Origin of the sequence: Algoriphagus sp., from assembly GCF_024642405.1 — a bacterium.
GTDB lineage: Bacteria > Bacteroidota > Bacteroidia > Cytophagales > Cyclobacteriaceae > Algoriphagus.
Map to the genome: position 1 here is coordinate 1 of NZ_JAHEBC010000191.1, position 7306 is coordinate 7306.

General features: G+C 38.9%; 7 protein-coding genes and 1 pseudogene. All 8 read right to left on the bottom strand.

The window, feature by feature from the left end:
• Window positions 1-865, bottom strand: a pseudogene (locus Q0L68_RS13560) (M1 family peptidase); the annotation flags it as partial.
• Window positions 866-884: 19 nt separating this feature from the next.
• A complete protein-coding gene (locus Q0L68_RS13565) occupies window positions 885-2333 on the bottom strand; it encodes a Xaa-Pro peptidase family protein (protein WP_296704119.1) in 1449 nt (482 codons plus the stop codon).
• Between the two features lie 153 nt (window positions 2334-2486).
• Complete coding sequence (gene hisIE / locus Q0L68_RS13570) at window positions 2487-3095, bottom strand: bifunctional phosphoribosyl-AMP cyclohydrolase/phosphoribosyl-ATP diphosphatase HisIE (protein ID WP_296704121.1); 609 nt, start codon at window positions 3093-3095, stop codon at window positions 2487-2489.
• A 2-nt stretch (window positions 3096-3097) separates the two neighbouring features.
• Window positions 3098-3853 (bottom strand): imidazole glycerol phosphate synthase subunit HisF, encoded by a 756-nt coding sequence (gene hisF / locus Q0L68_RS13575; RefSeq protein ID WP_296704124.1) that lies wholly within the window; start codon window positions 3851-3853, stop codon window positions 3098-3100.
• A 201-nt stretch (window positions 3854-4054) separates the two neighbouring features.
• Window positions 4055-4771, bottom strand: coding sequence for a 1-(5-phosphoribosyl)-5-[(5-phosphoribosylamino)methylideneamino]imidazole-4-carboxamide isomerase (gene hisA, locus Q0L68_RS13580; protein ID WP_296704126.1), 717 nt, complete (start codon window positions 4769-4771; stop codon window positions 4055-4057).
• A 176-nt stretch (window positions 4772-4947) separates the two neighbouring features.
• On the bottom strand, window positions 4948-5544 hold the full coding sequence (gene hisH, locus Q0L68_RS13585) for an imidazole glycerol phosphate synthase subunit HisH (RefSeq protein ID WP_296704134.1): 597 nt from the start codon (window positions 5542-5544) through the stop codon (window positions 4948-4950).
• A 70-nt stretch (window positions 5545-5614) separates the two neighbouring features.
• A complete protein-coding gene (locus tag Q0L68_RS13590) occupies window positions 5615-6394 on the bottom strand; it encodes a phenylalanine 4-monooxygenase (protein WP_296704129.1) in 780 nt (259 codons plus the stop codon).
• A gap of 242 nt (window positions 6395-6636) precedes the next feature.
• The coding region (aroF, locus tag Q0L68_RS13595; RefSeq protein WP_296704131.1) for a 3-deoxy-7-phosphoheptulonate synthase at window positions 6637-7306 on the bottom strand (670 nt) is incomplete at its 5' end.

Genomic DNA, 7306 nt, shown 5'->3' on the forward strand with positions numbered 1-7306 from the left:
AAATAGCTGAAGCAGCTTCCATTCCTCCACTCACACTATTAGATTGAATGTTTGCTAATTTCTCATAGGAAAACGGCCCTATGTAGTCACTGTAAAACTCCAAGGCTTTTTTGCTTGGCTCAGCAAAATCATAGAATCCTGCATCACGGTCTTGACGATAAACCCAAGTTTGAATCGCTTTCCCTTCAAAATAATCTACCTGCTGAACAGCAAATTCAGCTACTCCCAAAACGTAAAGCCATGAGGCTATTGGAACAGATTGCTTCCAATGCGTCAACCTCGTTCCATTTCCCAAATCTGTTTCTTCAACTTTTAATCCATTAGATACGACTTGATAATGAGCAGGTGCCGTAACTATAAATTCACAAGTCGCCTTATCGTAGGGATGATCTATAACAGAAAGCCAATTTCGCCCTTTATCTGGCCAATTATCGCTAAAAAAAGTTCGGTCACCGTACTTGTTTTCCCCAATCTTCAATCCTGTAGCTGGAACTCCAGAATAAGAAATAATAATTCTACTTTTCTGATTAATGATAGAAGGTTTGGGAAGTTTAATTTTCAATTCATCTCCCTTATGGGTATAATTTAACTCCTCTCCATCTCCTGAAATGCTGCTAACAGTCATTCCCTTATTTTCAAGAGCTGCACTGGCTTTGGTAAGATCTAATCTTAAAAATTCTTCACCATCTTTCAGAAAACCAAAATCTACAACTACCTCACATTTTATCAAATCAGTTTCATCAGATAATTCAATGTGAAATTGATAATTCAAAATATCAATATTGGGATTTTTAGGATACTTATCGGCATGTGAAAAAGTAACTGAAATAAGTAAAAAGAGGGAACTTAGCAATTCGTTTTTCATAATTATCGAAAGGAAAAATTTAGTAATTGAGTGGGAGTTTAGTCGCAGGTCTAATTTCAATTAAACCTTCTTCATGGATAGTTTTTTCAACATCTTCAACGCTGGAAGGAACAAAAGCACTCAGGTTTTCCACTCCATTTTCTGTCACCACTGCCACATCCTCGATTCTGATGTAAAGTCTTTCTTCATGAAGCCAGATCATAGGGTCAATTGTAAAGACCATACCGGGTTTAAGTTTCACTCCATGAACAATCCCCACATCATGTACTTCCATTCCAACAGGATGCTGAAAGTGACCACGAAATTTCAATCCGTCCTGAACAGCTTTTAAATGTGAAGGCTTGACAAATTCTTTATCCTCAAGATAGACTTCCATATCCGAGGCAGCTTGAGACAACACCTCATTTGAAGTTACTCCAGGTTTGATATACTTAAACAAAGCATCTCGGTAGGCTACTATGAAATTATAAAGTTCCTTTTGTTCCGAATCGAATTTCCCATTTACAGGCCAAATCCGAGTAACATCACTTGTATAGTACTTATAATCGGGGGCGTAATCCATCAAAACCAAATCCCCATCGACAAGTTGATCAGTTTTATGAAAATAATGGCCCATGTAGGCATTTGTCCCACCCCCAATAATAGATGGGTAGGCATCAGCACGAGCGCCATGCATGTAGAAAACATATTTAGCGGCTGCATCCAGTTGATATTCGTAAACCCCTGGTTTTGTGGATTTCATAGCTTCAATGATTGCCAATCCGGCAATTTGAGTAGCTTTCCTGATCACCGCAATTTCCGCTTCACTTTTTATTAATCTCATCCCATCAAGAATGGGGGTCAGGTCTCGAATTTCAAATTGGGGAACTCGTTCTTTAAGTTTTTGTATAAACGCCGCTTCGCGTGTAATTACACCATCCCAAGGGTCAGCGTTTGCTCTAGCTTGGGCTGCCAATAATTCATCTCTACTATCATTCCCATCCTCAGCCGGACTAAATTCTACATACATTGTCGGTGCTGGAGGTTTTATTAATCCAGTACCTACAAGATCATTTGACAAAAATTCTATCCCCTTCACTTGATCCACACCTGTTAGCTTTTGTACCAATTCGGCATCTTCTGCAGAAAGTATCTTCCCTTGATTTCTCTCTCTTCCCTCATCTCGATGTGGGAGATACAAAATACTCCGCTTATTTTTCCCATTGATAAGCAAATAAGCATGCGCAGTCTCCAATCCAGTCAAATAATAAAAGGAATTAGATTGTCTAAAAATACTCACGCCGGGAATACCTCCTGAACCTTGGATGAGAGCAACAGCATTATTTCCAATTGAATCTAAGATTTTTGACCTCCTTTCTGCAAATTCTACCTTCGAGAAATCAGTTTGAAAATAGTATTTTTCCTGTGCGACTAATGGTAATAATAAAAGCAAATACAGAATTAGGAAAAGGCTGGGCTTTAACTTCATATCTAAAATAATTAGTGAAATAGCTGTTTTGCTTATCAAAAGAAAAAATTCGATCAGCAGTTATTATCCCAAGAAAGTGCAAAAAATCAAAGAATCCAATAGGCATAAAAAAAGGCTAAGTTCCCTTAGCCCTCAAGTAATTTAACTTCAAAATTACTTTTTCTTATGTCTTTCGATCAATACATCCATCACTTCATCCAGTTCATAGCCTTTGGCCTCGAGTAAAACCAAATAATGATACAGTAAATCCGCTGCCTCTCCCATAAATAATTCTTTGTTGTCGTCTTTGGCTTCAATCACGATCTCCACTGCTTCTTCACCCACTTTTTGAGCCACTTTATTGATTCCTTTGGCAAAAAGTGAAGCCGTGTAGGATTGGTCAGTTGGGTTATTTTTACGATCCTTAATGATTGCTCTCAATTGATCAATAAATCTGGTTTTGGAAGAATTCAATTCAGCAAAACAAGTATCAGCACCTGTATGACAAACTGGACCTCTTGGATTGGCTTTCACCAAAATTGAATCTCCGTCACAATCAACGGAAATTGAAACCAACTCCATAAAATTACCAGAAGTCTCTCCTTTGGTCCAAAGACGGTTTTTGCTACGACTAAAAAAAGTCACCATGTTGGTTTCTTTTGTTTTTGCCAAAGCTTCCTCATTCATATAGCCTTGCATTAGCACTATCCCACTCAATGCATCCTGCACAATCGCTGGAACTAAGCCATCCATTTTGTTGAAATCTATGGTTCTATCACCCATTGCTATATTCTTATACTAATTTCAGAATCGGAGAGATAAGTCTTCAATTCAGGAATTCCAATTTCTTTAAAGTGAAAAATACTTGCAGCCAATGCTGCATCCGCTTTGCCAAAGGTAAACACATCTTTGAAATGTGCCATAGTGCCAGCGCCACCCGATGCAATTACGGGAATTGAAAGTGCCGATGAAATCTCAGCCAACAACTCATTTGAAAATCCAGCTTTCGTACCATCATGATCCATGGAAGTCAATAAAATCTCTCCAGCTCCCCGATCACAAACTTCCTGAGCCCATTCCTGAGTTTTTAGCAAAGTTGCCTGCCTGCCACCATGTGTATGCACAAAGTCAATTCCATCTACATTTCGCGTGTCAATGGCTACGACAATGCATTGGGAGCCAAATTCAGCAGCCATCTCATTGATAATCTGGGGATTTTTAACCGCCGAAGAATTAATTGATATCTTATCAGCTCCAGCATTTAGCAAAACTTTCACATCCTCCACGGTAGAAATCCCTCCTCCTACTGTAAAAGGAATATTGATCGCTTTGGCCACTTTTGAAACCAAATCAGCAAGTGTTTTACGCTTATCTACCGTTGCCGTGATATCCAAAAACACCAGTTCATCCGCTCCTTCGTCAGAGTAAATCTTTGCCAACTCCACCGGATCACCTGCATCACGAAGCTCAACAAAATTTACTCCTTTTACTGTACGGCCTTCTTTTATATCTAGGCAGGGAATTATTCGTTTAGTAAGCATTATTCGAATTCGATTATCATTACTTCAATATTCATTATTTGGAGTTCTTTATTCTAAATTTCGGAAGTACGAAATACGATTTACGAGGTTGAACTGTACTTCAATCTTCTACTGCGAATCCAACCTTTTTAAAAGATTAAGTTTATCAAATCTGTTTAACACTTAAGAAGATCTCGTAAATCGTACTTCGTTGTTCGTAAATCATACAAACGCTGCTAATTCCTCCAAACTTACTTTTCCCTCATAATAAGCTTTCCCCACGATCGTCCCATAGACTCCGATTTTCTCTAGTTCTTCCAAATCTTTTACAGAGGAAACTCCTCCACTCGCGATCAGTTTTATTTCGGGGATTTCTTGCAGAATCTCTTTGTATAAATCGGTAGAAGGACCTTGTAGTAAACCGTCTTTTGCTACGTCCGTACAGATCACATAGCTTATTCCTTTGGCAACATAATCTTTTATAAATGGGATTAAATCCACCGAAGTTGTCTCTTCCCATCCTCCAACTGCTATTTTCTTATTCTTGGCGTCTGCACCTAGGATAATTTTCTCTGAACCAAAATTTGCAATCCAGGCCCTGAACAAATTAGCATTTTTCACAGCGATACTTCCTCCCGTCACTTGATTTGCTCCCAAATTGAATGCTTTTTCGATTTCCTCATCAGACTGAATTCCTCCACCAAAATCAACCTTCAAATTTGTTCCGGCACAAATCCGCTGCAAAACATCTGCATTCACAATCTTTTTAGCTTTAGCGCCATCCAAATCTACCAGATGCAAACGTTGAATTCCAACCCCCTCAAATCGCTTTGCCATTTCCAGAGGATCGTCATGGTATTCTTTTTTACTGCTGTAATCGCCCTGACTAAGTCGGACACATTTGCCTCCGATGAGGTCGATTGCTGGGATTATTTGCATTTTTTAGAATTGGGAAATTTTAAATTGAAATATTGAAAATTACGATTTACGATTTTTGATTTACGACATCGATTTGAACCTCAAACATAGAATCATAAATTTAAAGACTTGCAGAAAATGGTTGAAGCTCAAGCTAATCTCGTAAATCGTATTTCTTATTTCGTAATTAACTCGCTTCAAATACTTAAGAAATTACTTAATAGCTTCTCTCCCACCAAGCCACTTTTCTCAGGATGGGCTTGAATGGCGTAGAAATTATTCCGATGAAGAATTGCGGAGAAATCATGAATGTAGTGAGTCTGGGCAATGGTCAATTCGCTCAATTCGGCATAGAAGCTATGAACATAATAGACAAAAGGATTGGCAGGCAAATCTTTCAACAATGGATTATCCACAAGATTCTCCAGTTCATTCCAGCCTACGTGTGGCACTTTGAACTCCTGAGAGTTTTCGGGAATGAAGCGCTTTACTTTTACGGGAAAGATTCCCAAACATTCCGTGTCATTTTCCTCAGAATGCTCACAAAGCAATTGCAAACCCAAACAAACCCCCAAAAATGGCTGCTTGATTTCTGAGATCAGCTGATCAAGTTTCCGTGCTTTAAGGTATTTCATGGCAGTGCTTGCTTCTCCCTGACCAGGAAAAACAACTTTGTCTGCTGCTCGTATCACTTCAGGATCATCCGTCAGGTCTGCATGTGCACCTAGCCTTTCCAAAGCATAGAGTACAGACTGCACATTGCCGGAATTATATTTTATGACTGCTATTTTCATATTGTTGTCGGGTGTTTGATGCCCGATGTCCGATGCAAGCACACGGCATCTGACATCCGTCATCCCACATTTATTTCATCTCAAGCATCTCCTCCAGCACAGCCTCTATTTCCGGAAGCGACTCATAAAGCTGCTCATAACTCTCGATCACAAAGTATTTATCCTGAAAGTGATCCTTCCAGTATTCCTGATTCAAAATCCTTCGCACATCATAAGCAAAATGCTCCGGTTTATTTGAAAGGCTGAATTTAGTCTCTCCTGCCGAACTTAGGATACCTGCACCATATATTTTTAACTCACCATCCTCTTTTATTAATCCAAACTCAATGGTAAACCAATAAATTCGACTCAGTATTTGGATGGCCCAAGGATTTTCGATGTGTTTCAAAGCAATCCCAGAAAGCTTTTCAAGAAAGTCAACATAAGGTTGATTCGTCAACAAAGGCATGTGTGCAAAGGCATCATGAAACATATCGGGTTCTTCCAAATAATCCAATTGCTCCATTTTTCTCAACCACGTTGAAGAAGGAAATCTTCGATTATTTAATAATCCAAAGAACAAATCGTCATCAATTAGCCCAGGAACAACCTGCACTGCCCAACCTGTACTTTTCTCCAAGACTTCATTCAATTCCTCGAAGTTGGCAATTTTGTCAGCCGTGAATTTTACCATCTCCACTCCCTCCAAATAAGCTTTGGAAGCAGCTTTGGGTAAATTTGGCATTTGTCTCTCAAAGAGTATTTTCCAAACCTTAAAATCCTCTTCTGTATACTGATCATACTCCTGCCTCAGTTTTTGAAGTCTAGGGTCGGAAAAAACCCAATCTTTTTGTTTCGTGTTTGTGTTCATGGTATTTGGGTATATTCTATATTCTTATAACAGTTGAATTAATCCTAAGTTTACTAAATCAAAAAAGACCTACTCCTGAAAGGAATAGGCCTCTATATTTTTTAACCAAAAATTCATAGTCATCCTATTCCTTCATTGAGAATGGTGGTAAGAATGATGTACGAAAGTTCTTGGTGTCGGATTCATGATGCTAATTTAATCAGGTTAATCTATTAATCAACTTTTTATAACAAATCAAATTTTTACAACAAATCAAATCCTTTTCGCATCGCAAAACTCTCTCTAATCCAGTTTGCTAGTCTTGCACTTTGTGCAAAATCCAAGGTCTGTTGGCCATCTGAGTAAGCTTTCTCTGGAACTTCATGAGATTCATAGATAATCCCGTCAGCTCCAGACATTACTCCTGCCAATGCCATCTGTGGCACATAAGCACGAATACCGATTCCATGTGATGGATCCACGATAACCGGCAAATGAGATTTTGCTTTTATAATAGGAATCGCATTTAAGTCCAGGGTGTTTCGTGAAGCTCTTTCGTAAGTTCTGATGCCTCTTTCACAGAGAATCAATTTCTCATTTCCTCCGGAAAACACATATTCCGCAGATTGCAGAAGCTCTTCGATTGTACCAGAAATCCCCCTCTTAATCATCACTGCTTTATCTACTTTACCCAATTCATCCAATAAATTGAAGTTTTGTGAATTTCTTGCTCCTACCTGATAAACATCCACATATGGATACATTTCTTCGATTTGAGAAGTCTGCATTACCTCGGTCACGATTTTGATCCCTGCTTCATGGGCAATATCATACCATAACTTCAGTCCTTCCAATCCCAAACCTCTAAATGCATAAGGACTGCTTCTGGGTTTAAATACTCCACCCCGCATCATCTTGATGTCATTTTCTAGA